A 24,645-nucleotide genomic window follows, 5' to 3' on the forward strand; every position below is an offset into this window, starting at 1 on the left:
CAGAATGCAGACCGGAAAGAAGACGGGGCGGCCGCCGACGTTGTCGACAACGGACATCGTCGAGGCCGCCCTGGCCGGTGATCTGAGTGAACTGACCATGCCGAGCGTGGCAAAGCGGCTGGGCGTCAGTCATTCTGCACTTTATCGCTACTTCGCAGACCGCGAAGCGCTGCTGCGTGCCTGCTCGGATCATGTTGTGCGTCAGACTGTATGGCCCGATACGAATCGTCCGTGGCGCGAATTCCTGAAGGATTTCTGCGACGTTCTGTGGTCCTCGTTCGAGCGCTATCCAGGTCTGGCCCAGGTCGGTCTCGCAGTTCCGGGCACGCCGCCGGCGATAATCGAGATCGTGGAGAAACTGGTCGGTTCGTTGACTGCGCAAGGCTTCACACCCCACGATGCGATATTGGCGGTGGACTTCATCTCCGAGGTGACCATGACGCAGTTCGCAATGATGGCGGCGATGGACAAGACCGTCAGCTCCGCCGATTCACGTTCCGCGCGACAGGCGTATCAGGAAAGTTGGAATGCATCGGAGTCGTTGATCGAGGGAATCGGCGACGAATCGACGTGGCACGGGCGAGGTTGGTTGGACGAGAAGATCACGATCATGCTCGACGGCCTGGAAAAGCGTGTTATCGGCTGACATTTCTACTAGCTTTGAGAGTAATGCCCGTTTCGGCGTGATACAGGCTAATGTGCACACATAGGACGGGTGGTTGCTGCACCGGGAGGCGGGGATCATGGATCTCGAAGCGATTGTTCTCATCCAAAGACTCAAGTACCGATACGCACGCGCCTTGGACACCAAATCGTGGGTCGAATTCGCCGACACTCTGACCGTCGACGCCACCGCGATCTACGGAGAACAACTCAGTTTCGATTCCCGAGATTCGTTCGTCTCCTTCCTCGAGAACACTCTCGGATCACACATCATCACCGAACATCAGTGCGGGCAACCCGAGATCGACGTCGACGGAGACACCGCAACCGGGATCTGGTGCCTCGCGGACACAGTGGTCATCCCCGAAGACGGCATGCTGCTTCGCGGATCGGCCTTCTATCACGACAGATACACCCGCTGCAGCGACGGTGAATGGCGAATCTCCCACACGAGCTACGAGCGGACCTGGGAATCGGTGGTGGCGCTCGCCGACATGCCGAGTTTCCGATTGACGTCCAACAAGTGGGCGCTGCTGCAGCAACCGTCGTTCGGCGACTCGGTCGTTCGCAACGTCTCCTGAGGTCGCCCGCGATTAGAGTCGGCTCATGGTTGATGCAGATTTTTCGCTGCCTGACGTACGGACGTGGATTCGCGGTATCCCCGCGCTGACCGGAACTCCGCCGCCCGCGCCCGAGTGTTTTCCGGAAAAGCCGGGGGAGTTGTTCCTCGACTGGCTCCGTGCGGCCGTGGCCTTCGGCGTCGTCGAGCCACACGTGTGTGCGCTCTCGACCGTGGACGGCGACGGTATGCCTGATTCTCGTTTCCTCATCCTCAAGGACGTGACCGAGGGTGGGTTCTGGTTCTCTGGTTCAGCTGCTTCGCCGAAAGGTGTTGAGTTGAAAGAAAATCCGCGAGCATCGCTCGCCTTCTACTGGCGCGAAACAGGCCAACAGGTCCGGATTCGCGGAACGGTTCGCGAGGGCGACGACGCACTTCGACGCCGAGACTTCGTCGAACGCTCCGTCACGGCGAGAGCGGTGGCGACGGCAAGTGAGCAGAGCGAGGTGCTCGAAGACTTAGGGGCGTACGACATGTCGGTGGCCGCTGCGGAAGCAAGAATCAGCGACGACCCAGGGTTCGTGTCGAAGGACTGGCGTGCGTGGTGCCTCGAGCCGGAGTCTGTCGAGTTCTGGCAGGCAGACTCCGGGCGTCGACATCAGCGGTGGTTGTACCGGCGCGGCTCGGACCGAGCATGGACACGAGCAGTGCTGTGGCCCTAAGGGGCAGCTGGGCCCAGATCAGCTCGCGCTGATCTCCGGCGATACGAGGTTGACGACGATCGACTGTCCGCCCAGCTTGGCGTGGATTTCGGGATGTTCGAACCCCGAGGACAACAGGTAGCTGCCGAGCATCGTGAGCAACTCGTCCAGATCCGTCGTGGGATCGGAGGAATGTGCGCTCGAGGGTGAGGCCTGATTTGCGATGAGTTCGGTGTGGGTGAGTCGACCGGCCACTCGAACGGCGGCTACGCCCATCGCGTCGCGACGTACGACGGTACGACTCCGAGTTTCGAGCGTCCTCGATGATTCGCGTGTTGAAGCTGGCACTGAAAGGTCCTCTCCGCTGCTGTGTGCGGCCGTGGTTCGGGCAGGAAGCGGAAACGTGAATGCATCGGATTGCTTGGGTGCGGTCGACAGAAAATCCGCTGTGGCGGTGGCACTGCTGGAACCGTTACCCGTGGAAAGGTTGCTCCCAGAACCATTGCTTGCAGAACCATTGCTTGCAGAACCATTACTTGCGGAACTATTGGCTCTCGATCCGTTGCCGGAACCGTTGGGGCCCGCTATTCCGTGAGAATTCTTGTCTTCCATTGTTTCGCTCCTGATGCCCGTAAACAGACCGCCGGTTTGCTTAATCGACGCAAACATACCAGGAGTTGGTTTACGGTCACACCCCTTGTGGAGTTCGGCGTTGAATGCGCAGCCACATTGCGAAGCCCCACAGGACGAAGAATGCATAGACCAGATAGAGGATCGCCGAAGGGTAATAGCCGGCTCGGAAAAGAAGGGGAACACCAACGGCGTCGACGCCGATCCAGATGAGCCAGAATTCGGTCCAGCCGCGCGCCATGCCGTATGTCGCGAGGATGGAGCCGGTGAAGATCCAGGCCTCCGCCCACGCTCCGTACGAGCCGAGGAGGTCGAAGATCCAGGCGAAAGCGATTGTGCCGCTGGTCATGACGGCGATCATGGCGACGCGCTCGCGAGTTGTCGCCCAATGGGGCAGGACTGCGCGACCGGAGTCGCGTGCCCCGCGTCGCCACTGAGTCCACCCGTAGACGCTGACGGTGATGAACAACAACTGACGGCCGGCCTGGCCGTAGAGATTGAGCTCTTGCGGCGTGTGGAAAAGTGCGCCCATGAACACCGTGAACAACAAGGCATTTCCGGCTATACCGACGGGCCACGCCCATACCGAGCGTCGCGCGCCCGCGATCGCGGAGCCGATTCCGAACGCGTTTCCGATGATCTCTCGCCAGAGAATCGTGGCGCTGCCGATGTGCAGTTCGGCGTCGAACAGCGCCTCGATCAGGCTCATCAGTCCGCAGCAGCGACGAGGGGTTCGAGCGTCAGATCCGGGAGTTCCTTCTGGATGTACTGCAGGCGCCACTTGTCACTGACCAGGGCGAGCAGAACACCGTCGGAACGGGTGAAGACCTCCACACCTCGTTGACGGTTCAGTTCGACCTCGGACGCGGCGTCGGTACGGCGAGCCAATGCGTAGCCGAGCGGTTCCATCTTGGCCTCGACGTTGAACTCGGCCTTCATGCGTGCTGCGACGACCTCGAACTGCATCGGGCCGACGGCCGCCATGACGGGGGAGGCGTCGCCGCGGATGTCGTTGCGGAGAATCTGGACGACGCCCTCGGAATCGAGTTGGTCGACAGCACGGCGGAACTGCTTGTACTTGCCGGCGCTTTCGGCGCGCAGGATCGAGAAGTGTTCCGGCGCGAACGACGGGATCGGCGGGAACTCCACCTTCTTCTCGGTGTACAGCGTGTGGCCGGGTGCGAGTGCGGTGGCGTTGACGAGGCCGACGACGTCGCCGGGGAACGCGGATTCGACGGTGGAACGTTCACGTCCGAATACCGTCTGGGCGTACTTGGTCGTGAAGGGCTTGCCGGTTTGGGCGTGTGTGACAACCATGCCGCGCTCGAACACGCCGGAGACGATGCGCATGAACGCCAGACGGTCGCGGTGCGCGGTGTCCATACCGGCCTGGACCTTGAAGACGACCGCACTGAACGGATCGGTGACCTCGCGCGGCTTGCCGCTGAGGTCTTCGCGCCCACGCGGCGGCGGCGCCAATTCGACGAGGGTGTCGAGGATCTGGCGGACGCCGAAGTTGAGCATCGCGGACGCGAAGATCACCGGGGAAGTCTGACCGGCGAGGAACATCTCCTGATCGTGGTCCTGGCCGGTAGCGGAGAGCAGTTCACTCTCCTCGGCCGCGGTCTCCCACTCGGAGCCTTCCTTGGCGAGCGCCGCGTCGGCGTCCATGACCTCTTCGGGGGCGATCTTCGCGCCGCCTGCGGTGCGGGTGAAGCGGACGTATTCGCGAGCCTGACCGTCTTCACCGCGCCGCAGCAGTCCGCGGAAGTCGCCGGCGATGCCGACCGGCCAGTACAGGGGGGTGGGCGTGAGGCCGATCCGTTCGCTGATCTCGTCGAGCAGTTCGAGAGGAGTCTGACCGGGACGGTCCCACTTGTTGATGACGGTGATGACCGGAATGCCGCGGTGACGACACACCTGAAACAGCTTGAGCGTCTGCGGTTCGAGGCCCTTGGCAGCGTCGATGAGCATGACCGCCGCGTCGACGGCGGTCAGGACGCGGTACGTGTCCTCGGAGAAGTCGGAGTGACCGGGGGTGTCGACGAGGTTGATGACGTTGATCTGCTCGTCCGGGGTCTCGGACGAGTGGTAGTTGAACTGCAGTGCGGTGGAACTGACGGAAATGCCGCGGGCCTTCTCCATCTCCATCCAGTCCGAGACCGTCGACTTGCGGCCTGCCTTGCCGTGGACGGCTCCTGCCTCCGAGATCTTCTTCGCGTGCAGTGCCAGCGCTTCGGTCAGCGTCGACTTTCCGGCGTCGGGATGCGAGATGACGGCGAAGGTGCGGCGACGCTCTGCCTCGGCGGACAGGCCCTTGGTCGTCGTCGTGACCGCGACCGACCCGCTCTCGGTTGAATCGGGGCCTTCGGTGTCGGACTGGACAGTCGAGTCGGAAGGGACGGTCGAGTCGGACGGGGTAGTCAACGAAGAACCTCTCGAAGTGGGCGTCGGTGCCGGCGACGTGCCGGTGCGCGGACAGGTGGAGAGTGCGGCAGCACAACAGAGAAAGGATACTCGCAGACCACGATGCAATAGCCACTGCGGCGTAACACTCGGCGAACGATCGCTGATTATCCATGTATGTGTGTGTTCGAACACACAGCCATTTGTGTCCTGCGAAGAGTTGCACTGATCGAAGAGTGACACTGACCGAGGAGTTGCGTTGAGCAAGTTCACCGAAGAGATGTATGCGACCGCCGCAGTCACCGACCGCGGCCTGGTGACGGGAGAGCCGGACAACGCTTTCCGTCAGACCTGGGGCGACATCCACCAGGAGGCTCGGCGCATGGCCGGCGGCCTGGCCGAGGTCGGTATCGATCGCGGCGTCGCGATCGGCATTCTCGCCGGACAGCCCGTCGACATCGCACCTGCCTGCCAGGCGACGTGGATGCGCGGTGCGTCGGTGACGATGCTGCATCAGCCGACCCCCCGAACGGATCTGGGCGTCTGGGCTCAGGACACCGAGACTGTGATCGACATGATCTCCGCGAAAGCCGTCATTCTGGGTGCGCCCTTCGACGCGGCCAAGCCGCTCCTCGAAGAGCGTGGCATCACCGTCGTGACGGTGGACGAGCTTCGCAGCGGAACGTCGATCGATCCCGTGGAGACGGCCGAATCGGATATCGCACTCCAGCAGTTGACGTCCGGTTCCACCGGTTCGCCCAAGGCTGTGCAGATCACGCACGAGAACTTCTACACAAATGCCTACGCCATGATCAACCGCATCAAGTTCTCCATCGAAGACGACGTGATGGTGAGCTGGCTTCCGCTCTTCCACGACATGGGCATGGTGGGTTTTCTCACGGTTCCGATGCAGGTGGGCGCAGAGGTCATCAGCATCACGCCGATGGATTTCCTGCGCACCCCGGTGCTGTGGGCCGAACTGATGGGCAAGTACGGCGGAACCGTCACCGCCGCACCGAACTTCGCGTACTCGCTCTTGGCTCGTCGACTCGCACAGGCGGAAGACGGGGCAGTCGACCTGTCCAGCGTCCGATACATGTGGAACGGCGCCGAGCCGGTGGATCCCGACACGATGGATGCACTCGCCGAGGCAGGTGCGCGTTTCGGTTTGAACCCGACTGCGCTGGCGCCCGTGTACGGAATGGCGGAAACCACGCTCGCCGTGTCGATTCCGGATCCCGATCAAGGTCAGGTCCTCGACTACGTCGATCCAGACTTTCTCGAATCGATGTCTCGAGCGGTGCCGTCCAATCGCCCCAACGCTCGTGCCCTCGCCACACTCGGCAAGATGGTGCCTGACCTCGAGGGACGCATCGTCGACCGTGACGGTCAGGTGCTTCCGGCCCGCGGTGTCGGAATCATCGAGGTTCGCGGCAAGGCAGTCACTCCCGGGTACGTCACGGTCGACGGACACAAGCCGGCCCAGGACGACGACGGTTGGCTCGACACCGGTGACGTCGGGTACTTCACCGAGGAAGGACTGGTCGTGGTGTGCGGGCGTGTCAAGGACGTCATCATCATGGGCGGCCGGAACGTGTACCCCACAGACATCGAACGGGCGGCCGGAACCGTTGCCGGTGTGCGTCCCGGAAATGCCGTCGCGATTCGTCTCGACGCCGGCCAGAAGCGTGAGAGCTTTGCAGTCGCCGTCGAGACCAACGCGTTCGAAGATCCGGAAGAGGTCAAGCGTATCGAACGCGAAGTGGTCCACGCCGTGGTTGCCGACGTCGGTGTCCGACCTCGCGCCGTTGCGGTCCTGGGTCCCGGCAGTATCCCGAAGACGTCGTCGGGGAAGCTCCGCCGCGCCAATTCGGCTGCACTGCTGGGTAACTGACCGTCAGTGCAGGCGGTTCTGTGCGGCTTCCAACCCGAGTTCGAGCAGTAGCTCCACTGCATCCGCAGCCTCTTCGCATACGAGATCGAGTTCTTTTCGCTCCGTGGACGAGAACGGCTTGAGAACGTAGTCCGCCGGGTCCATGCGGCCCGGCGGACGACCGATCCCGACGCGCGTGCGCAGGTAGTCCTTGGTGGTCAACGAACTCGAAATGGACCGCAGGCCGTTGTGGCCGCCTTCGCCGCCGCCGAGTTTGAGTCTGATCGTCCCGAAATCGAGATCCAGTTCGTCGTGGACGACGATGATGTTCGCGGCGTCGACCGAGAAGAACCGTGCGAGACCGGCGACAGCGCCACCCGAGAGATTCATGTACGAGCGTGGTTTTCCGAGAATCACACGCCGGCCGGCGAGGCGACCTTCGACGATTTCGGCGCCACTCTTCTTGTGTACGTTGAACTTTCCGCCCATGCGCCCGGCAAGGGTGCCGGCGACCATGAAGCCGACGTTGTGCCGGGTCTTCTCGTACTGGGGGCCGGGATTACCCAGGCCGATGACGAGGGCGGTATCTGTGCTCAACGGACGCTACTTTCTGGCTTGATTTTTCCTGCTACGCACGAACGGCGCGTCACTCCGAATCGGAATGACGCGCCGCGCGCAGTGAGTTCTGTTGGAACCGAGAGGATCAGGCCTCTTCTGCAGCCTCGTCGGCGGCGGGAGCTTCTGCGCCCTCTTCGAGGTCTGCCTCGGTGGGTGCAGCAACGACGTTGACGATCAGGGTGTCGGCGTCAGCCTGCAGGGTCGAGCCCTTGGGCAGTTCGAGCTGGCTGGCCAGGATCTGGGTGCCGATCTCGAGACCCTCGACCGAAACCTCGATCTGCTCGGGGATGTGAAGCGCGTCGGCCTCGATGGAGATCGTGGATGCGTCCTGCGCGACCATCGTGCCTGCAGCAGCATCGCCGACGACGATGACGTTCACGTCGATCGTGACCTTCTCGCCCTTCTTGATGACGAGGAGGTCGGCGTGCTCGATGTAGTTGCGGATGGGGTGCACGACGACCGACTTGGTCAGTGCAACCTGCTCCGTGCCCTCGATGTCGAGGGTGAGGATGGCGTTGGTGCCGTGTGCACGGAGGATGGCGGCGAAGTCGCGAGCCGGCACATTGAGGTGGCGGGGATCTTCACCGTGGCCGTACAGAACCGTGGGGACCTGGCCGTCACGACGTGCGCGGCGAGCTGCGCCCTTGCCGAATTCGGTGCGGACGACGGCGACGAGGTTGTTTTCTTCAGACATGATGAAACGGCTCCTACAACTCACGGGGTTCGTGCTCGGTTTACTGACGTGTGGTTTTGCCTGCGGCAAGGCGGACAGGCGCGCACACGGCCAGGAGCGAAACGCTCGAGCTGAGCCGTAGCCGCGTCGATCACGGTAAACCTGCAACGTGTGGAACTGCTGCGATTCACCCTCGCCGAGACAACTTTGGATACGTTACCGGAGTTTGCTCCCGGCCGCTAATCGCAGGTGGTGGGCACCTGGCCGTGTGGACGTGGTTCGCGTCACATCGAAAGCGGTAGCCTGACGGAGTGACCACCGTGGGGAACGCTCCCGAAGGCAGTCGGCTCGGTGCCGTCGTGCCGGGTACCGACCTGTCGCAGCATGCTCGCCTACTCAGTCGGGTGCACGACGCAGTTCTCTCCGGCCAGGAACCACCGGCGCAGCCGCGGACCGTCGTGGCGCGGTCGTGGTCGAGGGTGGCCGCCGGCGGGCTCACGCCGGATCACTGCGGTGCGTCTACTGTCGCCGATTTCTCCGAGTTGGAGGCGAGGCGTTCGCGTACCGCGCTGCGAAGCGTTCTGCCCGAACTGCGAACCACGCTCACCGAGGTCGCCGAGGACGCGGGCTTCATCGTGGTCGTTGCCGACGCCGACGGTGTCCTGCTCTGGCGCGAAGGGGCGAAGACCGTCAAACGTGCGGCGGACGCTCTCGGGTTCGCGGAAGGCGCACGCTGGTCGGAGCAGTCGGTGGGGACCAACGCGATAGGTACCGCGCTGATCGAAGACTCTGCGGTGCAACTCTTCTCGGCCGAGCACTATGCGCCCACGCATCACAACTGGTCGTGTACCGGCTCGCCCGTGCACGACCCACGGACGGGCGAGATACTGGGCGTGGTGGACATCAGTGGATCCGCAGCTTCGGTGCATCCCACCACCGTCGCGCTGGTGCGCACCGCGGTTCGCCTCGCGGAGGCGACGCTGTGGCGCGAGCACGCAGCTTCGCTCGAGCGCCTGCGCTCGCGCGCGGCGCCGTTGTTCGCGGCAGGAACAGGTCCGGCATTGGTGGTCGACGAGTACGGCTGGGTAGCCGGCGCCAGCGGGATTGCCGCGCCTGACCGCGTGGCAGCACCCAGTGCGGGAAAGCCCGTCATCGTGCCAGGTCTGGGGATGTGTCTGCCTGAGCCGCTCGGAGACGGCTGGCTGTTGCGCACCGGCGTCGGCGGGCCGTTGATCGAGCTGGAGCTGGCCCTCGGCGCATCGCCGCAGGTGACGGTGCGTGGTGACGCCAACTGGACGCGCGCGCTTTCGCCGCGTCACGCTCAGATCTTGCGGGCACTGGCAGCCGTCGGTTCGGCAGGTGTGGATGCCGCAGGCCTGAGCGAAGTGCTCTTCGGTGATCGCGAGCATGTCGTGGCAGTGCGCGCCGAGGTGTCCAGACTGAGGAAACACCTCGGCGCGGTCCTGCAGACTCAGCCGTACCGCTTTGCCGACGGTGTGCGAGTTGTGGTGATCTAGCGCGCCGCGCTGATTCCGGCACGACGTCCGAAGAAGCTGCCGTCGCCGAGACTTGTCCCGCTGGCGTAACCGCCCGCACAGACACCGGACGTGCAGCGACCCGCTGCGAAAAGTCCGGGGATCGGCGCACCCGAGACGTGCAGAACCTCGGAATCGACGGTGGTCTTCAATCCTCCCAGCGTGAATCCGCCTGTGCGGCCACGGAGATCGATTGCCGCGAACGGGCCGACGATCGGCTTCACCCACTCGGACTTCTTGCCGAGCACCGGATCCGAACCTTCAGCCGCGTGCCGGTTGTAGAGGTCGACGGTGGATTGCAGCGATCCGGCGGGCAATCCCATCTCGCCTTCGAGTTCCTCGACGGTCTCCGCCACCCAGCTCGGCTGCGCCCGCAACTGTGCACTGGACGATTCGGCATTCATGCCTTCCTCGTACGCAGCTTCGTCGATCACGAGGAATGCCTGGTTGTCCTGCTGGAACAGTGTTGCCTGGCCGATGCGGCCGGGGTAGGTGTCCTCGGGGATGTATCGCTGACCGCGGCCGTTGACAAGAATGCCGCGCACCATCAACTGCGGGTCGCAGAAGAACGCGACCTCGGTGGCGTCCATGTGTGCGGTGTCGGCGCCGAGTGCCTGACCGATCTGGATTGCGCGGCCGTCGTGCGCCTCGATGGAGGCCGCCGGGTGGCCGAAGATGCGCGGTGCGTTCGAGCGCACCATCTCGTTGTTGTACGCGAAGCTGCCCATCGCCAGCACTACGCCTTTGCGGGCACGAATCGCGACATCCTTGCCGTAACGCTTGGCGACGACGCCGACAACCCGATCGCCGTCTACCACCAGAGTTTGGACGCGCAGATCGTATTCTGCTCGGACACCGAGCTTTTCGGCCGTCTCGACGAGTGGCTTCATCAGCATGTAGCCGCCGCCCTTCTCGCCGGTGTTCTTCTCGGACATCTGCGGAACGTGTCCGCGGGGCGCGGGATCGACGAGGGTGTTGAACGGCGCGGCGTTCTCGCCTCCCGAGTACATCAGGCCGTCGTCGTACGGCGGTTCCCAGCCGGGCTGACCCCAGAACGATTCCTTGAACGGGACCCCGGCGTCGACGAGCCAGTTGTAGTGATCGACGCTGCCCTCGCAGTACGCGTCGATCTTCGTATCGTCGGTTCCGGGGCCGAGCGCTGCCTTCATGAACGTCTTCATGTTCTCGACCGAGTCCTCGAACCCGCACGCCTTCTGCAACGGCGTTCCACCGCCCAGGTAGATGAATCCACCAGCCAGTGACGCGGCTCCGCCCCAACCGCCCGTCCGCTCCAGGACGAGCACCTCGGCGCCGGCACGAGCTGCTTCGATCGCAGCGGTGACGCCGGCGATGCCGTATCCCGCGACGACGACGTCGGCCTCGTAGTCCCAGGTGGTGATGTCGGCAGCGGAGATCGGTCTGACGGTGGGGTCGGCCATGCGAATAGTCCTCTCGGAAGGCGAAACTGCTGATCACCCCACAGTTGCAGTTTCGACTTCCACAGATCAGGCATGGTCCCGGTCAACGGGAGGTTTGTAATCCCCTGACCGCGCCCAGAAATGTGTCCAGGTCGGCTTCGTCGACGAAGTAGTGCGGCGATGCGCGAACCACGGCGTCGAGCCCGCGGGCATCCATGTCGAGGAGGGTGGACCCGCGACCGCTGACGGTGACGGTGATGTTCTGTGCTGCAAGCTGATCCCGCACCAAGTGCTCGGGGATACCGTCGACGGTGAAGGAAACGATGCCGCTCAGATGGGTTCCTCGATCGCGGACTTCGACTCCGGAAATCGCTGCCAGACCTTCCCTCAGCGTGACTGCTCGGGATTCGATCTGCTCCCACGCCGTGTCGGTGCCGATCGAGAGCAGATAGTCGGCGGCGACGCCGAGACCCAGGCGCGCAGCGACACTCGTTTCCCAGAGCTCGAATCGTGTTGCGTCCGGTGCGGGTACGAAGCTGTTCTCGCTGGTCCATTCCGCTCCGTGCAGGTCCATCGCAGCGGGTTCGAGTGCGTCGACGAGTCCGGGGCGGACGTACAGGAATCCGGTTCCGCGTGGCCCGCGGAGCCACTTGCGGCCGGTTGCGCTGAGGGCGTCGACGCCGAGTTCGGTGACGTCGATGGGCAATTGGCCGACGGACTGGCATGCGTCGAGCAGAACGAGCGAGCCGTGGGCCCTCGCGAGTTCGACGACCTCGCGGACGGGGTTGATCAGGCCGCCGTTGGTGGGGACGTGGACGACGGAGACGACGCGAACCCGATCGTCGAGCATGTTCTCGAGTGCGTCGAGGTCGATGCGTCCGTACTGATCGCTCGGGATGATCTCGACGTGGGCACCGGTCGAACGCGCCCGCCCCAGTGCAGCGATGGCGTTGCTCGCGTATTCGACTCCGCTGATGAGGATTCGATCACCAGGTCCGAGCGAAACCGAGGCGAAGAAGTCGTTCCACGCGCGGGTCGCGCTGTCCGTCAACGCGATATCGGTTGCCTGAGCGCCGATGACCCGGGCCAGCGAATGCGGAACAGCAGCGAGGGCGCCGCTCTGACGAGCAGCTGCGACGTATCCGCCGACGTCGGCTTCACGTCGCAGGTGCTCGATCATCGTGGCCGGCACCGGCTCGGGCGGGAGCGAGGATCCCGCGCTGTCGAGGAACACCTTGTCAAGGCATCCGGGGGTGTCGCGGCGGATCGTGTCGAGATCGAACATGGCACCTTCCGTTCATGTCGGTGTGGTTCAAACTACCTGTGAACGAAGCTGTCCCGATGGAGCGAAGACTGGGCACGGCCGATGCCGTGGTGATCGGCCTCGGCGCGATGATCGGCGCCGGAGTCTTCGTGGTGTTCGCGCCCGCTGCCGCAGTAGCCGGTACCGGGTTGCTTGTGGGCCTGGCGATTGCAGCGTTCATCGCATTCTGCAACGCGACGTCGTCGGCGCAGCTTGCGGCCAGATACCCCACTTCAGGTGGGACCTACGTCTACGGACGTGAGCAGCTCGGACCCTGGTGGGGGTTTGCCGCCGGCTGGTCGTTCGTGATCGGGAAGACCGCGAGCTGCGCGGCAATGGCTCTGACTTTCGCGACGTATGTTGCGCCTACGGCCTGGCGTGTCCCCGTCGCGGTATTGGTGGTGGCAGCGCTGGTTGCAGTCAACTACCGCGGAGTCACGCGGACGGCGCACATGGCCAGGGTGATCGTCGCCGTGTCGACGACGGCGCTGTGTGTAGCGCTGGTGGTTGCCGTCGTCGGTCCTGGTGCGGTGCGCGAGTTCCCGGATCTCGCATTCGGGTCGTGGTACGGCGTTCTGCAATCGGCGGGACTGATGTTCTTTGCCTTCGCCGGGTACGCCAGGATCGCGACGCTGGGGGAGGAAGTGCGTGATCCGCGTCGAACGATTCCGCGGGCGATCCTGATCGCACTCACCGTCGCCGTCATCCTCTATGCGCTGGTAGCGGTGGTGCTGTTGGTGACGCTGGGACCTGATCGGCTGGCGAATTCGGCGCGACCACTGGCCGATGCAGTGGGCACGGCCGGGTGGAACTGGGCGGTTCCCGTAGTGGTGATCGGTGCCGCGGCGGCGTCGGCGGGGGCGCTGCTGGCTCTGATCGCGGGGGTGAGCCGTACGGCAATGGCGATGGCCCGCGAGCGCGATCTGCCAGTGGCCCTCGCTGCAGTCCATCCACGGTTCGGGGTCCCTCACCATGCGGAACTTGTGGTCGGTGCCGTTGTGATCGCCTTGGTCTCGACAACCGATCTTCGTGGGGTGATCGGCTTTTCGTCGTTCGGAGTGTTGCTCTACTACTTCGTCGCGAACGTGAGTGCGTACAGCCAACGCGGTGTGGACCGGATGTATCCGAAGTGGCTGCAAGCGGTCGGCGCGGCTGGTTGTGTCGTTCTGGTGGTCACACTTCCGTGGATCGCGGTTGTTTCCGGCGCAGGTGTGGTTCTGGCCGGTTGTGGGTACCGGTGGATACGACTGAAGAAATTCAACGACACGTAACACCACAAAGGGTGCATCTCGGACGTTGGCGTTCTATCGTCGGTAGCGACCGCGAAGACCGCCCGAAGGGGAAGTCGAATGGTGACAGCAGCGTTGACAGCAGCACAGACCACGCAGGTGGATTCACGTCCTGCGGCCGAGGCCTACGTCGGTGGTGTGTGCTTCAAACAGGGGCCACCCCGTTTGGTCGGAGCTGAGCTCGAGTGGCTGACCAGCCAGGTTCCCGGTGGGGAGCGGCCGTCAGCAGCGACTCTGGCAAAGGCACTCGGGCGACACGCACCCACCAGTATCGACCCGGATTCACCAGCGGTTCCGCTTCCTCGTGGCAGCCTCGTCACCGTAGAACCTGGCGGACAGATCGAACTCTCGTCAGCGCCGCGGACGTCCGCCCGAGAACTGTGTGACTGTCTCGACGAAGACCGTCGTACTCTTGAAACACTCCTCGCGTCGTACTCCATCGAAATCAGTTCTGCCGCGGCCGACGTCGCCCGCCCACCTTCCCGGATTCTCCGGTTGCCACGTTATTGCGCAATGGAATCCCGCTTCGCCGGGATAGGACCGTACGGCACCTTGATGATGTGCAATACAGCAGCAGTGCAGGTCAGTGTCGATGCCGGCGGCAGCCCGGAGTCCATTGCCCAGCGTTGGCGGCTCCTCGGGGACATGGGGCCGGCGCTCATCGCTGCGTTTGCGTGTTCTCCACGCTTGCAAGGGGTTCCGAGAGGGGATTGGGCGTCCCAACGCATGCGGACGTGGCTCGAACTCGATTCCTGGCGAACGGTCGCAGTCCCGGAAGTGCAGGACTACGCCGGCTGGGCGCTCGATGTTCCGCTGATGTGTGTGCGAAACGAGGGCGACGATTGGACGGCTCCGCGGGGTGCCACTTTCGGGGACTGGATAGACGGCGCTGTGGATGCCGAGATCGGACGCCGACCCGTCTGGGCGGACTTGGACTATCACCTGTCCACGCTGTTCCCGCCGGTTCGCGCTGTCGGCCATCTGGAGGTTCGCTACATCGATGCGCAGCCGGGAGATCTGTGGCGAGTACCGGTAGCAGCGATCGACGCGTTGCTGTCCGGGCCTGCCGTGATGCGTGAGGCGAGTGATGCCGCAGCGTCGACGGCCGGGAGATGGCGGGATGCGGCAGAGTACGGTTTGGACGACGTCGAACTGCGTTCGGCGGCAACCTCTCTGATGTCGCTTGCCGCGTCGTACGCGCCGGAGCCGCAGTTTGTCCGTCTTCTCGATGCCGCAGCCGAACGGTGTTGTCGCGCAATTGTGCCCGGTGAGAGCGACACATGACGGGGGAGATCACCAAGGAAGCGGTCGAGGCCGTACTTCTGCGAGCGCGTGAACGGTCGACGCTGCTCACCGACTGCGTCGACGATACCGAATTGGTCGCTCAGCATTCTCCGTTGATGAGTCCACTCGTGTGGGACCTGGCGCATATCGGCAATCAAGAGGAACTCTGGCTGGTGCGAGATGTCGGTGGCCGCGATCCGGTGCGTAGCGACATAGACGAGCTGTACGACGCGTTCAAGCATTCGAGATCGTCGAGACCCACACTTCCCCTGCTCAACCCGGCCGAGGCGCGCGAATACGTACGTACGGTTCGCGGGAAGGTCTGGGATGTGCTCGAAGCCAGCACCTTCGGACGCACAGAACTCGACATGGACGGTTTTGCCTTCGGGATGATCGCGCAGCACGAGCAGCAACACGCCGAGACCATGCTCGCGACCCACCAATTGCGTTCGGGGCCCACGGCACTCGTTGCGACTCCCGCTCCGCAAGCGGCCCGCATGCCGGAACTCGACGAGGTCACCATCGCGGCCGGCCCCTTCGTCATGGGGACCGACGACGAACCGTGGGCACTCGACAACGAGCGCACGGCGCATCAGGTCTATCTCACCGACTTCGCGATCGACAGATTCCCGGTCACCAATGGGCAGTTCGTCGAATTCATCGAGGACGGCGGCTATTCCCGACCGGAACTGTGGTCCCGTGACGGTTGGCGGCATCGCGTCGACGCGAAACTCCGTGCACCGCTGTTCTGGGAACGCGACAGTTCGGGTTGGTGGCACGAGACTTTCGGCGTCGAGGCGCCGGTCCCACCGGACAAGCCCGTCGTGCATGTGAGCTTCTACGAAGCCGAGGCCTACGCGAGTTGGGCAGGCAAACGGCTTCCCACCGAGGCGGAATGGGAAAAGGCCGCGCGGTGGGATCCGGAATCCGGAAGATCGCGACGATTCCCGTGGGGGGACGTGTCCGCAGACGAGAATCATGCCAATCTCGGTCAGCGCCATCTCGGTCCCGCCGGCGTCGGCTCGTACCCGGCGGGTGCGTCGGCAGCGGGTGTCGAGCAGTTGATCGGTGACGTGTGGGAGTGGACGTCTTCGGGTTTCCATCCGTATCCGGGTTTCCGGGCCTTCCCGTATCGGGAGTATTCGGAGGTGTTCTTCGGCGGCGATTACAAAGTGTTGCGAGGGGGATCGTTCGGGACCGACAGCGTTGCCTGCCGGGGGACGTTCCGCAACTGGGACCACCCGATCAGGCGCCAAATCTTCTCGGGTTTTCGCTGCGCCAGAACGATTTCGGGTAGATCCTGACATGTGTCGGCACCTCGGCTATCTCGGGCCGCCGCGTTCGGTTCGTGAACTCCTCCACGACGGCGAAAACTCACTGATGCGACAGTCGTGGGCACCTCGCGAGATGCGTGGCGGCGGGACCATCAATGCCGACGGATTCGGCGCGGTGTGGTGGAACGGTGGAAGGCAGGGACGGTACCGCAGTACCTCGCCGATCTGGTCGGACCCGACAGTCGACGAGACGTTGTCCCACATCATTTCCGGATCCGTTCTCGCCGCCGTACGTTCCGCGACGGAGGGGATGGCCGTCGAGATCGGTGCCTGCGCACCGTTCGTCGACGGAACCTACGCTTTCAGCCACAACGGAGCGGTATCCGGTTGGCCTGGCTCACTCGCCGACTTGGCAGCAGAAGTTCCGGCCGTCGAATTGCTGAAGATGCCCGCGCCGACGGATGCTGCCTTGTTGTGGACAGTGCTTCGGCATCGGTTGAAGTCGAAGCCCGCGGAAGCCGCCGTGACGAGCCTCGTTCACGATGTGGCTGCGGCGGCACCGGATTCACGATTGAACCTCCTGTTCGGCGACGGGCAGGAACTGTGGGCCACGGCGTGGGGCCACACGTTGTACACGCGGGTCGACGAGTCGCGGGCACTGATCGTTTCCGAACCGTCCGGTCGTTCGCCGGACTGGGAGCAGGTGCCGGACCGGCACATCGTCTGCGCGCGTCCCGGCCATTTGATCATCACCCCGATACCGATGGGAGAACAATGAAAACCCCTACGCTCGAGGTTTATCTGACACCGGCCGAATCGGTCGACGCATTGCGAGCCGAGGCCAGGGAGGGCTTGACCGCTACGCCGAAGTGGCTCTCGCCCAAGTGGTTCTACGACGCGCGTGGAAGTGAACTGTTCGAGGAGATCACGGCCTTACCCGAGTATTACCCCACCCGTACCGAACGCGGCCTGCTCGCTCGGTACGCCGACGAGATCGCGGCGTTGACCGAACCCGAGATCCTGATCGAACTGGGTTCAGGTTCCTCTGAGAAGACGCGGTTGCTCCTCGACGCGATGACGGCTCGCGGGACTCTGCGAACGTATGTACCACAGGATGTTTCGGTGACGGCCCTCGAAGGTGCGGCGCAGCAAGTCGGTGCCGAATTCCCCGGCATCGATGTGGTCGGGGTGGTCAGTGACTTCACCGGTTCGCTGCATCATCTGCCAGGTGGTGGACGGCGGGCGGTCGCGTTTCTCGGTGGAACTCTCGGCAATCTCGTTCCGGCAGAACGCGCCGAGTTCCTCTCGGGCATTGCAGCGGTGCTCGATCCCGGTGAGAACCTGATCCTGGGCGTGGGATTGGTGATCGATCCCGCAGTCCTCGTGCCCGCCTACGACGACGCTGCCGGTGTGACTGCTCAGTTCAATCTCAATGTTCTCTCGGTCCTGAACAAGCAACTGGGAGCGAACTTTCCCTTGGAGGACTTCCGTCACGTCGCGCTCTGGGATGCCGAGAACGAGTGGATCGAGATGCGCCTGGAAGCACTTCGTGAAGTCTCGGTGCACATCGACGACCTGGATCTGGAGATCACCTTCGCAGCGGGCGAGCAGCTGCGCACCGAGATCTCGGCGAAGTTCACCGAGGAGGGGATTGCCGCGGAACTCGCGTCCGCGGGCTTCGGGGTGCGGAAGGTGTGGACGGATCGGGATCAGCGCTTTGCGCTGTTGTGTGCGCAGCGGGCGTGAAGTGGGCGCTTGTCAGAGGATGCTGTCTCCCCCTAGAAGTGTCTCAAAAGTTCTGTAGGCGGCAATATTTGAGAAGTGTCGAGAGTAGAGATCTGCGGTGCCAGTATGGACAGCGTCCGACACCGGCGCAAGATCCACGAGATGCGCGAGTTTTACATAGGACTGGTCATCGCTCGCGCCGAGCGGATACTCCTGCTCGCCGGCCTTGCGCTCGAATTTTGACTGCGCCTCAGCGGGGTCGCCAGCCCAGATGAGATAACAGTCCTCTCGGTGGAAGCACCCGACCCCGTCATTCTTCCCCAACTCGAATATCGCTATGCCGAAGTACGGTTGATCTCGTGTCGGATGCTGAGTCATGCGATTGAACGTAGTGACATCGGAGCGCAAAAGGTATCGGTGAATACCCCGGGATTTCGCAAAAACTTGTCGGTGGGCGCCCGTAGAATCGCTCATATGTTCGAATCGAAGACTTCCGCGGACGCGCTGTTTCGGCAGCATGCGGAAATCGCGCGCGCCCACTTCCTCGAGATCGACGCGGTCACTGCGCTGTACTTGGACCGTTGTGAGGAGGATGCCGCGGTTGGAGTCAATGAGGCTTTTCGGGGTCAATTCGCGCACGTGGAGATCGCGTCGATACTGAGCATTACGGAGTACGCCGCGCAGAAAATGATTGCACTGGGATGTGACCTGCGCTGGCGACTTCCGCGGGTGGCGGCCGCTTTTGCTTGCGGTGACATCGATCTGGCCAAAGCGATGGCACTGTCCGAAGCTCTCGCCAACGTCTCCGAGCACGCGCTCGATGACATCGAGCGACTCCTCGTGGACGGTGCCTGCCGTGTAACCGGTAACAAGTTGAAGGCGCGCGCACGAGGTCTCATTGCTCGGCACGACCCTGATGGGGTGCGTGCCAGGCGAGTTCGTGCGGAGGCGGATCGGGACGTTCGGACGTGCGCGTCGCACGACGGTATGTCGACTCTGGACGGAATGCTTCCAGCGGTCGGCGCTCAGACTTTGGCCACGAGGCTCCGTGCGATGTCGATGCAGGTCTGTGGTTCCGATCCGAGAACTTTCGGGCAACGGCGTGCCGATGCACTGATCGCATTGGCGGAAGGAAAGACGTCGTTGGATTGTCAGTGCGACGGCGATTGCACCCGTAGGGATGATACGAAGACCTCCGCGCTCCCGATTGCGACAATTCTTGTGGGTGTCAACGCTTCCACCCTGCTCGGATTCGACGACCTGCCAGGCTATTTGCAGGGGTACGGCCACATCGATGCCGACCTTGCGCGCGCGATCGCCGCGGACGCCACGTGGCAGAGAGTCCTCACCCTTGCACCGTCCGAGGTGCAACATTGTTCGACTGCGGGGGCAGCCGGACCGGTGCTCGGCGTGGGTCGGTCGATGCGCTCACCGGAGATATTGCCCGCTGCGGCAAGGGATAATCGCTCGCGAAGGAACAGTGGTTCGCGGCGCGGTGAATCCACGTACCAGCCGTCCGCGGCGTTGGTGACGATTGTAAGGACGCGAGACGGTACGTGCCGCTTTCCGAATTGTGTTGTGCGTTCTGATAGTTGCGATATCGATCACACGGTGCCGTTCGATCACGGCAACCCGCTCAGGGAGGGCCTACTGCAGAACGGAACTTGGCCTGTCTGTGTCGAAAACATCACCGACTGAAGACGTTTGGCAGGTGGACAGTGAAGCAAATCGGAGGTGGTCTTCTGGAGTGGAAAGATCCGTCAGGACGACGAACGGTTACCTCGCCCGTAGGCCCATTCTGTGACCCCGAACTGAGAGTGCCCGACGCGGCGAGACTGCACTTGACGGACGACGATGCGCTGGAACGACGTTTCGGACTTCGGGACAGGGGAGTGGAAGCGGATCTCGAATACCTCCTGGACTGGAGTGTGCCCGGCTGGCGGAAGGCACGATCTGCATCAAGACGTAACGCATCCCCACTGGCGAACGCTTTGCCGGAGTTTGCCGACTTCTGAAGGGGTTTCGTTTCTCCTGTGGCCTGCGGGTATAGCGAGAGGGCCCGAAAAATGGTGTGTGTCTGTTTATAGTGAGGCGCAGAACGGTTTCCGACCCGAGGAGAACGCGTGCGTCATCCGAAGCTCGCCGCATTGACCGTGGCCCTGACTGCAGTACTGGTGATGCCGGTAACGCAGAGCGTGGCTCAACCATTCCCCTTCGACCCCGGCAGTTTCGGCAACGGAAGCACCGGATCGTTGGGGAGCGACGACCCGGACATACCCATCGAGGACACCCTCCCGCAGTTGTCGGTCACCACACTGGTCGACGGACTCGACCACCCCTGGGACGTGGTGGCGGCCCCGGACGGTGCAATCCTGACCGGACAACGATCCGGCGGATTCTTCGTTCGCCGAGGCGACAACACGACAGGTCCAGTCGCTGCTGACCTTTCGGATCTCTACGCGCAGTCCGAAACCGGGCTCATGGGCATCGCGCTTGCTCGCGACTTCGCTCAGTCGCGCACCCTGTACACCTGCCAAGGATTCAGTGCTGGGGGAGTCACGGACGTTCGAGTGATCGCGTGGACCGTCGACGCCGGATGGACCGCACTCACGCGAACCGGAACTGTATTGCCAGGAATCCCGGTCTCGTCCGGGCGTCACGGGGGTTGCCGAATTCTTGCGGCACAGGACGGAACGCTGTTTGTCGGAACGGGTGACACCGCGACGCCGAGCGTTCCGCAGGATCCGAATTCGCTGGGCGGCAAAGTCTTGCACATCAACACCGACGGAACTCCGGCGGCGGGAAATCCGAATGCAGGCAGCCCCGTCTACACGCTCGGGCACCGCAACGTCCAAGGTTTGGCCGTGCAACCCGGAACCGGCCGGGTGTACTCGGTTGAGCAGGGCACAAGCGTCGACGACGAAGTCAACCTGCTTACCCCCGGCGGAAACTACGGCTACCGTCCGGATCGTCTTCCCGGAACGTACGACGAATCCGTGCCGATGACAGATCCCGTGCGCGTGCCGGGAGCAATTGGGGCAGTGTGGCGTTCAGGTAGCTCCACGTTGGCTACCGCCAGCGCTGCCTTCACCGGCGGAGCCGCGTGGGGTGCCTGGGACGGAGCACTCGTGATGGGTGGTCTCAAGAGCAAGGAACTGATCTTCCTCCGCCTCAGTGCCGACGGCCGTTCGGTCGACGCTCAGACCTTCGGATTGGTGAACCAGTCCGGGCGCTTGCGCTCGGTGACTCCGACGGCGGACGGCTCGCTCCTGGTGACCACGGACAACGGAACAGGCGACAAGGTGCTCCGGGTGACACCCTCGCCGTAAACCTCAGTCATCCGTCAGTACCAGGCGATAACCCGGCACGGACCACCAGAGCCACCAGCATGCGTCGGCGCTCCCACCATCACGGTAGCGCCGACGGCTGGAAGTGCGGACAGGTTTGCAAGGGCTTCGACCGCGTACTTTCCTGAGCCCAAGGCGCTTCGGTGGGCCCCGTGGGTCCTGCTTCGGCCCGCGTCGATGCTGAGGGTGTCCGAGCCCACGGCGACGATGTCGCGCTCGCGGACGAGAAAGTCGATCGCCTCGGGGTTGAATCCCGGTGTGTGTTGCACGCCGAGTGCATCTCGATTCGTGAAGGCGCCACCGGCACCGGCCCGGGTATCCCAACCCGAGTTCATCGCAACCAGGCTGCGGGGAGCGATGGTCCCGTGGAGGGACTCCCAATCGAGGATGTCCTGGCGGGTGAGCAGTGTGTCGGGGTCGACGGAGGCTCGGGCACTGATGTCGACGACCGCAATCGGCACGACGAGGTCGGCGACGGGAATCTTCTCGACGGTGATTCCGTCCGCACTGGCGTGTGCGGGAGCGTCGATGTGAGTACCAGTGTGTTCTTCGAGGCGGAGTTCGTTGAGGTAGAAGTTTCCACCTGACTCGGCGGAGCCGAGCGAGCCCAGAGATCCGGCGGCGTCGGCGATCTTCGCCAGGTTCCTCATCTCGAACGAGCGCGCGCCCGGCCACACCGGGAACTCCGGCGTCAGTACGTGGGTCAGATCGACGATGGTCTGACCTGTTGGCGTTGCCGACGCAGTGGGCTGTACAGCGCCGGCCATGACGGTCGCGCCGAGGGCACCGGTGCCCAGCGCCGCGAACATCGATCGACGGCTGATCTTCCTGCCTTCGCGTCCGATCGATTCGTAGACCTCCGACAAGACCTTCGGTGAGCACATCAGAAACTCCAGATCACTGGGATCAACACCGTTGCAACTATCAGGAACCACAACAACATCGGGAGTCCGAGCTTCCAGTAGTCGCCGAACTTGTAACCACCAGGGCCCATCACCATCATGTTCGCGGGAGTGGCTACAGGCGTCAGGAAGGAGGCCGCGGCAGCGACGGTGACCGTCATCAGAAGGGGCAGCACCGAGATGTCGAGTTCGATGGCGACCGAGATCGCGATCGGCGTGATGATCAACGCGGTTGCAGTGTTGCTGATCAGCTGGCCCAGAGTCGCCGTCACGACGAAGAGTCCGGCGACGACGACATACGGGCTTGCCCCACCGACGACGTCGACAAACGCATGCGCGAGCTTTTCGGCCGCGCCGGTCTGCTGGATTGCGGTCGACAGCGGGATCATTCCGCCGACGAGAATCAACGTGGTCCACGAGATGGACCGATGCGCCTGCTCGACGCTGATGACTCGTAGCAGCACCATCGCACATGCCGCGAGGAGTCCGGCTATCGCGGACGGCACCAATCCGAACGTCAGCATCACTACCATCGCCGCGACGACGACGAGAGCGATGACCGCGCGGGTTCCCAACGGGGCTGCCTGCTTACGGATCTGGGCAGGTGCGTCGACCACGAGGACGTTCGGATCGACGGAGGTGTGGGTGTCGAGATCGTCCCAGCTTCCTTGCAGGAGAAGCGTGTCACCGGCCGCCAACTTGACGCCCTTGGGGCCGCAGTCCTCACCGGCGCGCTGGACTGCGAGTATCACCAGATCTCCACTGTCGGTCACCATGCCCGGAAAAGCCCTGTCGCCGATCATTTCCGAGCGCGGCGGGATGATCACTTCGACCACGCCGTCGTGCTTGGTGATCAAGGGCTCTGCGGACGGCGCATCCTTTCCCATGAGCTGATACTGCTTCGCGAGGGTCTTGGCATGCCGGCTCAGGTCAGGCGACATCGACGTCCCAGCACGATGGGGGAGGACGTGAGGACCGAGAAGTACGGCGATCGCAATCGTTCCCAATACGAGCGGCGCACCGACCAAGGTGAAACTGAAGAACCCGAAAGCACCGGCCCCGGATTCCTCGGCGGCTTCGGAAACGATGATGTTGACCGGTGTTCCGGTCAAGGTGAGCATTGATCCGGCATGGGCGGCAAATGCCAACGGCAGAAGCAGTTGTGACGTCGATTTACCGAGACGTACCGCCAAGACGACCACCATCGGTACCAACGCGGCTACGGCCCCGTTGACGCTGATCAATGCGGTCAAAGCGGCAACCAGCAACATGATCGCACTCACGAGACGGACTCGGGATTCGCCGACTTTCGCCAGCAGTTTCTCGCCCGCCCACGTGGTGACACCGGTGGCGTCGAGGGCTTCGCTGACGACAAAAAGCGCGGCGATGAACACCACCGTGGGATCGCCGAATCCGGCGAGCGCCTGCTCCATCGTGATCACACCGGTGGCGTACAGCGCCAGGGCAGTGCCGATCGCGATGATGCCGACCGGGATTCGGCCGATCACGAACAGCGCCACGACCAGTGCAAGCACGACGAAAGTGATGGTGATGTCATTCACGATTCGTAAAGGTACCTGCTCATACAGAACGGCCCCGTCTCGCAAGTGAGACGGGGCCGTGGGACGGACGCGAGGGGAATTAGTTGGAGGCGGCGATGCGGGCCTTCTCGAGAGCGGCCAGCGTGCGAAGAACCGTGGCCTTCTGCTTGTTCAGATCGCTCAGTCGTGCGCGAGCCGGCAACCCTTGTGCGAGTTCGGCGACCTTGATCTGCTCGTCGATCGAACCGAGCTGATCGAGAAGCCCTAGGACGCGCGTCTGGAGCGTGTCGATGTCCACGGTGTCGGTCTTGACCGGAGCGGCAACACGCGTCGCTGTGCCCGTGCTGGCGGGGCGGGAAGCGCGTGCGGGTGACGTGTCGGCGACAACCGTTGCGGCGCGGGGCCGAATTGCCTTGCGAACAGCGGCCGCATCGGGAAGGACGTCCATGCGGATCTCGTTCAGGACTCGGCGTGCCTCGCGTGCGTTGACGCGGTACTCGCGCTCTTCGTCGTCGTCGGACTGCAGCGTGCCGCCGAGCGGGCGCAGACCGTACATGCCGAGGAAGCGCTTGGCGTCGTCGATGATGCCTTCGTTTTCACGGCATTTTCCGCAGCGGGGTTCGTTGCGGAACATGTCCACGGAGTTGTCGTCTCCGCACCAGACACAAGATCCTGGGCGCCACCGCCGGATCGTCGGAACTGATGAATTCAGGGAATGAGATTCGGGCCGGGATTCCAGGGTTTGCGCGTCGATCACGACGAGCCACACTAGGCGAAGATTGCGGCGCGGTGAACACCGCCCCAACATCGACCTGGGTTTCTCGACGGTAGCGTGATCAAGATCATGTCAATCGTCGCATTCGGCGGTATTCGTGTGTCCCACAGGTGGTTTCATGATGACCGG

General features: G+C 63.4%; 23 protein-coding genes. 12 read left to right on the plus strand and 11 right to left on the minus strand.

All coding sequences use genetic code 11. The features are described from left to right. Positions 1-4: 4 nt before the first annotated feature. From QRN54_RS27490 to QRN54_RS27500, 3 genes are all read left to right on the plus strand, one after another. Positions 5-646 carry a TetR/AcrR family transcriptional regulator gene (locus QRN54_RS27490; RefSeq protein WP_235867843.1) on the plus strand — a complete coding sequence of 214 codons (642 nt, stop codon included), beginning with the start codon at positions 5-7 and terminating at the stop codon, positions 644-646. A 97-nt stretch (positions 647-743) separates the two neighbouring features. After that, positions 744-1,244: a nuclear transport factor 2 family protein gene (locus tag QRN54_RS27495; protein WP_003946235.1), complete on the plus strand. Its 501-nt coding sequence runs from the start codon at positions 744-746 to the stop codon at positions 1,242-1,244. A 25-nt stretch (positions 1,245-1,269) separates the two neighbouring features. After that, complete coding sequence (locus tag QRN54_RS27500) at positions 1,270-1,944, plus strand: pyridoxine/pyridoxamine 5'-phosphate oxidase (RefSeq protein WP_218747610.1); 675 nt, start codon at positions 1,270-1,272, stop codon at positions 1,942-1,944. 18 nt (positions 1,945-1,962) lie between these two features. Here the strand turns inward: QRN54_RS27500 and QRN54_RS33755 are convergent, their stop codons facing one another. The 3 genes from QRN54_RS33755 to QRN54_RS27515 all read right to left on the minus strand — a co-directional run bounded on the left by QRN54_RS33755 (position 1,963) and on the right by QRN54_RS27515 (position 4,866). After that, positions 1,963-2,271 carry a hypothetical protein gene (locus tag QRN54_RS33755; protein WP_306669658.1) on the minus strand — a complete coding sequence of 103 codons (309 nt, stop codon included), beginning with the start codon at positions 2,269-2,271 and terminating at the stop codon, positions 1,963-1,965. Between the two features lie 340 nt (positions 2,272-2,611). Next, complete coding sequence (pnuC, locus tag QRN54_RS27510) at positions 2,612-3,262, minus strand: nicotinamide riboside transporter PnuC (protein ID WP_050654516.1); 651 nt, start codon at positions 3,260-3,262, stop codon at positions 2,612-2,614. Beyond that, positions 3,262-4,866 carry a peptide chain release factor 3 gene (locus QRN54_RS27515; protein ID WP_371747846.1) on the minus strand — a complete coding sequence of 535 codons (1,605 nt, stop codon included), beginning with the start codon at positions 4,864-4,866 and terminating at the stop codon, positions 3,262-3,264. The genes pnuC and QRN54_RS27515 overlap by 1 nt, the downstream gene beginning before the upstream one ends. Before the next feature lie 352 nt (positions 4,867-5,218). On the opposite strand from QRN54_RS27515, the gene QRN54_RS27520 reads away from it, so the two are divergent. Continuing rightward, complete coding sequence (locus tag QRN54_RS27520; RefSeq protein ID WP_003946224.1) at positions 5,219-6,853, plus strand: fatty acyl-AMP ligase; 1,635 nt, start codon at positions 5,219-5,221, stop codon at positions 6,851-6,853. A 3-nt stretch (positions 6,854-6,856) separates the two neighbouring features. Here the strand turns inward: QRN54_RS27520 and pth are convergent, their stop codons facing one another. Both pth and QRN54_RS27530 read right to left on the minus strand, forming a co-directional pair. Continuing rightward, positions 6,857-7,429 carry an aminoacyl-tRNA hydrolase gene (gene pth, locus QRN54_RS27525; protein ID WP_003946229.1) on the minus strand — a complete coding sequence of 191 codons (573 nt, stop codon included), beginning with the start codon at positions 7,427-7,429 and terminating at the stop codon, positions 6,857-6,859. A 106-nt stretch (positions 7,430-7,535) separates the two neighbouring features. Further along, positions 7,536-8,144 carry a 50S ribosomal protein L25/general stress protein Ctc gene (locus QRN54_RS27530; RefSeq protein ID WP_003946242.1) on the minus strand — a complete coding sequence of 203 codons (609 nt, stop codon included), beginning with the start codon at positions 8,142-8,144 and terminating at the stop codon, positions 7,536-7,538. Positions 8,145-8,434: 290 nt separating this feature from the next. On the opposite strand from QRN54_RS27530, the gene QRN54_RS27535 reads away from it, so the two are divergent. Next, entirely contained in the window at positions 8,435-9,640 is a 1,206-nt protein-coding gene (locus QRN54_RS27535; RefSeq protein WP_285183494.1) for a GAF domain-containing protein, read from the plus strand. Here the strand turns inward: QRN54_RS27535 and QRN54_RS27540 are convergent. Continuing rightward, positions 9,637-11,097, minus strand: a complete 1,461-nt coding sequence (locus QRN54_RS27540) for an FAD-dependent oxidoreductase (protein WP_063316788.1) — start codon at positions 11,095-11,097, stop codon at positions 9,637-9,639. The two genes, QRN54_RS27535 and QRN54_RS27540, sit on opposite strands and share 4 nt — an antisense overlap. An 82-nt stretch (positions 11,098-11,179) precedes the next feature. Then, positions 11,180-12,361: an aminotransferase class V-fold PLP-dependent enzyme gene (locus QRN54_RS27545; RefSeq protein WP_218694754.1), complete on the minus strand. Its 1,182-nt coding sequence runs from the start codon at positions 12,359-12,361 to the stop codon at positions 11,180-11,182. A 14-nt stretch (positions 12,362-12,375) separates the two neighbouring features. Between QRN54_RS27545 and QRN54_RS27550 the strand changes: the two genes are divergently transcribed. From QRN54_RS27550 to egtD, 5 genes are all read left to right on the plus strand, one after another. After that, positions 12,376-13,650: an APC family permease gene (locus QRN54_RS27550; RefSeq protein WP_285183496.1), complete on the plus strand. Its 1,275-nt coding sequence runs from the start codon at positions 12,376-12,378 to the stop codon at positions 13,648-13,650. Positions 13,651-13,728: 78 nt separating this feature from the next. Next, positions 13,729-14,952, plus strand: coding sequence for an ergothioneine biosynthesis glutamate--cysteine ligase EgtA (egtA, locus tag QRN54_RS27555; RefSeq protein ID WP_054826087.1), 1,224 nt, complete (start codon positions 13,729-13,731; stop codon positions 14,950-14,952). After that, the gene (egtB, locus tag QRN54_RS27560) at positions 14,949-16,256 is read left to right on the plus strand and encodes an ergothioneine biosynthesis protein EgtB (protein ID WP_054782048.1); all 1,308 of its coding nucleotides are present in this window, start codon (positions 14,949-14,951) and stop codon (positions 16,254-16,256) included. The genes egtA and egtB overlap by 4 nt, the downstream gene beginning before the upstream one ends. Position 16,257: 1 nt before the next feature. Further along, on the plus strand, positions 16,258-17,004 hold the full coding sequence (gene egtC, locus QRN54_RS27565) for an ergothioneine biosynthesis protein EgtC (protein WP_285183497.1): 747 nt from the start codon (positions 16,258-16,260) through the stop codon (positions 17,002-17,004). Continuing rightward, the gene (gene egtD / locus QRN54_RS27570) at positions 17,001-17,972 is read left to right on the plus strand and encodes an L-histidine N(alpha)-methyltransferase (RefSeq protein WP_285183498.1); all 972 of its coding nucleotides are present in this window, start codon (positions 17,001-17,003) and stop codon (positions 17,970-17,972) included. The genes egtC and egtD overlap by 4 nt, the downstream gene beginning before the upstream one ends. A 12-nt stretch (positions 17,973-17,984) precedes the next feature. Here egtD and QRN54_RS27575 read toward each other — a convergent pair whose 3' ends face one another. Further along, a complete protein-coding gene (locus tag QRN54_RS27575; RefSeq protein WP_042921056.1) occupies positions 17,985-18,329 on the minus strand; it encodes a hypothetical protein in 345 nt (114 codons plus the stop codon). Between the two features lie 96 nt (positions 18,330-18,425). On the opposite strand from QRN54_RS27575, the gene QRN54_RS27580 reads away from it, so the two are divergent. Together QRN54_RS27580 and QRN54_RS27585 are read left to right on the plus strand one after the other, a co-directional pair. Beyond that, a complete protein-coding gene (locus QRN54_RS27580) occupies positions 18,426-19,649 on the plus strand; it encodes a DUF222 domain-containing protein (RefSeq protein WP_285183499.1) in 1,224 nt (407 codons plus the stop codon). A gap of 425 nt (positions 19,650-20,074) precedes the next feature. After that, complete coding sequence (locus QRN54_RS27585) at positions 20,075-21,280, plus strand: PQQ-dependent sugar dehydrogenase (RefSeq protein ID WP_285183500.1); 1,206 nt, start codon at positions 20,075-20,077, stop codon at positions 21,278-21,280. Positions 21,281-21,294: 14 nt separating this feature from the next. On the opposite strand, the gene QRN54_RS27590 is transcribed toward QRN54_RS27585, so the two are convergent. From QRN54_RS27590 to QRN54_RS27600, 3 genes are all read right to left on the minus strand, one after another. After that, a complete protein-coding gene (locus QRN54_RS27590; RefSeq protein WP_285183501.1) occupies positions 21,295-22,182 on the minus strand; it encodes a cyclase family protein in 888 nt (295 codons plus the stop codon). Then, positions 22,182-23,762 (minus strand): SLC13 family permease, encoded by a 1,581-nt coding sequence (locus QRN54_RS27595; RefSeq protein ID WP_218694759.1) that lies wholly within the window; start codon positions 23,760-23,762, stop codon positions 22,182-22,184. Before QRN54_RS27595 ends, QRN54_RS27590 begins: the two co-directional genes overlap by 1 nt. Positions 23,763-23,841: 79 nt before the next feature. Beyond that, entirely contained in the window at positions 23,842-24,498 is a 657-nt protein-coding gene (locus tag QRN54_RS27600; RefSeq protein ID WP_030536285.1) for a hypothetical protein, read from the minus strand. Positions 24,499-24,645 lie beyond the last annotated feature (147 nt).

Source organism: Rhodococcus sp. MEB032 (assembly GCF_030208925.1).
In the GTDB taxonomy this organism is placed as follows: Bacteria; Actinomycetota; Actinomycetes; order Mycobacteriales; family Mycobacteriaceae; genus Rhodococcus_F; species Rhodococcus_F qingshengii.

Coding starts and splice junctions, on each gene's coding strand:
- QRN54_RS27490 (WP_235867843.1), top strand. CDS start 5: ATGCAGACCGGAAAGAAGACGGGGCGGCCGCCGACGTTGTCGACAACG.
- QRN54_RS27495 (WP_003946235.1), top strand. CDS start 744: ATGGATCTCGAAGCGATTGTTCTCATCCAAAGACTCAAGTACCGATAC.
- QRN54_RS27500 (WP_218747610.1), top strand. CDS start 1,270: ATGGTTGATGCAGATTTTTCGCTGCCTGACGTACGGACGTGGATTCGC.
- pnuC (WP_050654516.1), bottom strand. CDS start 3,262: ATGAGCCTGATCGAGGCGCTGTTCGACGCCGAACTGCACATCGGCAGC.
- QRN54_RS27530 (WP_003946242.1), bottom strand. CDS start 8,144: ATGTCTGAAGAAAACAACCTCGTCGCCGTCGTCCGCACCGAATTCGGC.
- QRN54_RS27540 (WP_063316788.1), bottom strand. CDS start 11,097: ATGGCCGACCCCACCGTCAGACCGATCTCCGCTGCCGACATCACCACC.
- QRN54_RS27545 (WP_218694754.1), bottom strand. CDS start 12,361: ATGTTCGATCTCGACACGATCCGCCGCGACACCCCCGGATGCCTTGAC.
- QRN54_RS27550 (WP_285183496.1), top strand. CDS start 12,376: ATGTCGGTGTGGTTCAAACTACCTGTGAACGAAGCTGTCCCGATGGAG.
- egtA (WP_054826087.1), top strand. CDS start 13,729: ATGGTGACAGCAGCGTTGACAGCAGCACAGACCACGCAGGTGGATTCA.
- egtB (WP_054782048.1), top strand. CDS start 14,949: ATGACGGGGGAGATCACCAAGGAAGCGGTCGAGGCCGTACTTCTGCGA.
- egtC (WP_285183497.1), top strand. CDS start 16,258: ATGTGTCGGCACCTCGGCTATCTCGGGCCGCCGCGTTCGGTTCGTGAA.
- egtD (WP_285183498.1), top strand. CDS start 17,001: ATGAAAACCCCTACGCTCGAGGTTTATCTGACACCGGCCGAATCGGTC.
- QRN54_RS27575 (WP_042921056.1), bottom strand. CDS start 18,329: ATGACTCAGCATCCGACACGAGATCAACCGTACTTCGGCATAGCGATA.
- QRN54_RS27580 (WP_285183499.1), top strand. CDS start 18,426: ATGTTCGAATCGAAGACTTCCGCGGACGCGCTGTTTCGGCAGCATGCG.
- QRN54_RS27590 (WP_285183501.1), bottom strand. CDS start 22,182: ATGTGCTCACCGAAGGTCTTGTCGGAGGTCTACGAATCGATCGGACGC.